The sequence below is a fragment of the Spirosoma utsteinense genome, assembly GCF_014282275.1.
In the GTDB taxonomy this organism is placed as follows: domain Bacteria; phylum Bacteroidota; class Bacteroidia; order Cytophagales; family Spirosomataceae; genus Spirosoma; species Spirosoma utsteinense.
This window is the reverse complement of record NZ_VFIA01000111.1, coordinates 1-3157: the sequence shown is the minus strand read 5'-3', so window position 1 is coordinate 3157 and position 3157 is coordinate 1. Positions and strand designations below refer to the sequence as shown.

General features: G+C 54.9%; 2 rRNA genes. Both read right to left on the bottom strand.

Annotated elements, in window-relative coordinates:
- Window positions 1-106: ribosomal RNA gene (rrf, locus tag FH603_RS29410) — 5S ribosomal RNA — on the bottom strand; the annotation flags it as partial.
- 182 nt (window positions 107-288) lie between these two features.
- Window positions 289-3123: ribosomal RNA gene (locus tag FH603_RS27800) — 23S ribosomal RNA — on the bottom strand.
- Between the last annotated feature and the right edge of the window lie 34 nt (window positions 3124-3157).

The window sequence follows — 3157 nt, the reverse complement described above, 5'->3', positions numbered from 1 at the left end:
GCACCTTCCTACTCTCCCGCCTTTGACGGCAGTACCATCGGCAGTACGGGGCTTAACGGCTCTGTTCGAAATGGAAGAGGTGAACACCCGCCTTACCAGCACCAACCTGATTGATTCCTGTTGTCAGCTAACAATACCTGACCAAGATCAAATGTCTTTTTCCCCGCAGAGAGAGACTTTGTATGAATCCAGCCGTCCTGACGACCCCCTACTATTCTTTCCTCGTGGCAATCACCCCACTGCACCCTACCACTCACGTGGCCAGATGCCATTCGTAAATAAAACCTTGACAACTCGCGTCCGGGCACATTAGTATGGCTCGGCTCTATGTGTCTCCACACCTCCACCTGCCACCTATCAACGTCGTCGTCTCCAACGGCCCTTTATACCGGAACACTCATCTTGGGGCCAGTTTCGCACTTAGATGCTTTCAGCGCTTATCTGTACCGCACGTAGCTACTCAGCCATACCATCGGCATGATAACTGATCCGCCAGCGGTGCGTCCATCCCGGTCCTCTCGTACTAAGGACAGACCCCCTCAGTGTTCCCACGCCCACCACAGATAGAGACCGAACTGTCTCACGACGTTCTGAACCCAGCTCGCGTGCCACTTTAATCGGCGAACAGCCGAACCCTTGGAACCTTCTCCAGCCCCAGGATGTGACGAGCCGACATCGAGGTGCCAAACCTCCCCGTCGATGTGAGCTCTTGGGGGAGATCAGCCTGTTATCCCCGGCGTACCTTTTATCCTTTGAGCGATGGCCCTTCCATGCGGAACCACCGGATCACTATACCCTGCTTTCGCACCAGATCGGCCTGTGTGCCTCACTGTCAAGCCCGCTTCTGCTATTGCACTCCCCTGCCGATTACCGTCCGGCATGAGCGGACCTTGGGAAACCTCCGTTACCCTTTCGGAGGTGACCACCCCAGTCAAACTACCCACCAAACACGGTCCCACTCTCGCGGTTAGACCGCCAGTCAGCCAAGGGCGGTATTTCAAGGTTGATTCCACGATGCCTGGCGACACCGCTTCGCAATCTCCCGCCTATCCTACACATGCCTGACCGGCGATCCATGTTAAGCTGTAGTAAAGGTGCACGGGGTCTTTTCGTCCCGTGGCGGGTAAGCGGCATCTTCACCGCTACTACAATTTCACCGAACTCATGGTTGAGACAGTGCCCAGATCGTTACACCATTCGTGCAGGTCGGAACTTACCCGACAAGGAATTTCGCTACCTTAGGACCGTTATAGTTACGGCCGCCGTTTACTGGGGCTTCAGTTCAATGCTTTCCCTTGCGGGTAACATCCCCCCTTAACCTTCCAGCACCGGGCAGGTGTCAGACCCTATGCGTCAACTTTCATTTTGGCAGAGTCCTGTGTTTTTGGTAAACAGTCGCCTGGGCCTTTGCTCTGCAGCCTCCCATCACTGAGTAGGCCCCCCTTCTCCCGAAGTTACAGGGTCAATTTGCCGAGTTCCTTAACCATGATTCTTTCGCGCACCTTAGAATCTTCATCCCAGCTACCTGTGTCGGTTTACGGTACGGGTATCCATACGCTTAACGCCTTCTCACTTTTCTTGGAAGCCCCTTCAGTTCTTCGACGCAGCCGAAGCCTTGTCTCAGCGCCCACTTCCGTCCGGACCCAGAACCCCCGGCGCTCCGTCATGAGTCAGCCTGCATAGATAGTAATGGACTATTAACCATTTTCCCCTCAAAGCCCGGCCTTCGCCTGCTCCTTAGACCCCGACTAACCCTCCGATGACTGCCATCGCGGAGGAAACCTTAGCTTTTCGGTGTGGGGAGTTCTCATCCCCATTCTCGTTACTTATGCCTACATTTGCTTTTCACAGCTCTCCAGTAAGGCTCACGCCTATCCTTCACCGACCTGTGAATGCTCTCCTACCACAACATACTCAAAGTATGTGTCCATCGCTTCGGTGATGTGCTTGATGCCCGTTTATTATCGACGCCCGCCCCGCTCGACCAGTGAGCTGTTACGCACTCTTTAAAGGAATGGCTGCTTCCAAGCCAACCTCCTGGCTGTCCCAGCAGCCGGACCGCCTTTGTTCAACTTAGCACACACTTGGGGACCTTAGCGGATGGTCTGGGTTGTTCCCCTCTCGGACCTGGACCTTAGCACCCAGGCCCTCACTGCCCAGCACCCACCGGCGCATTCGGAGTTCATCAGAAGTTGGTAGGATGTGACTCCCCCGCATCCTGTTGGTCGCTCTACCTCACCGGTGGTAACACTGAACGCTGTTCCTAAAAACATTTCGGAGAGTACGAGCTATTTCTCAGTTTGATTGGCCTTTCACCCCTACCCGCAGTTCATCCGGAAGCTTTTCAACGCTTATCGGTTCGGTCCTCCACGGTGTGTTACCACCCCTTCAACCTGACCACGGGTAGATCACCAAGTTTCGCGTCAACCCCCACTGACTAGACGCCCTGTTCAGACTCGCTTTCGCTTCGGCTGCGAGTGTCTACACTCTTAACCTCGCCAGTGACGGTTACTCGTAGGCTCATTATGCAAAAGGCACGCTGTCACCCCCTCCAGGAGGGCTCCAACCGCTTGTAGGCGCCTGGTTTCAGGTTCTATTTCACCCGGGTACTCCCCGTACTTTTCACCTTTCCCTCACGGTACTCTGCGCTATCGGTCTTCTGGTCGTATTTAGCCTTACCGGATGGTGCCGGCCGATTCAGAGGGAATTTCTCCGGTTCCCCCCTACTCAGGATCCCCAACCCACTAACGCCCTGACCCGTACGGGACTCTCACCCTCTGCGGTGCACTTTCCCAAGTGCTTTCGGTTCGTTTGTTAGCTTGATGTCGGGTCCTACTACCCCGATCATGCCGTAACATGATTGGTTTGGGCTGTTCCGCGTTCGCTCGCCACTACTGACGGAATCACTGACTTGTTTTCTCTTCCTGCGGCTACTTAGATGTTTCAGTTCACCGCGTTTGCCCCTCGAAAGGTATCATGTCTTCAACATGATGGGTTGCCCCATTCGGACACCTGTGGATCAGCCCCTGCCAGCGGGTCCCCACAGCGTTTCGTCGCTTGCCACGTCCTTCATCGCCACCAGAAGCCTTAGGCATCCCCCAGACGCCCTTTTGCTGCGTGTTGTCACGCTTCACTTAAAATGATTGCCTCTACTAAA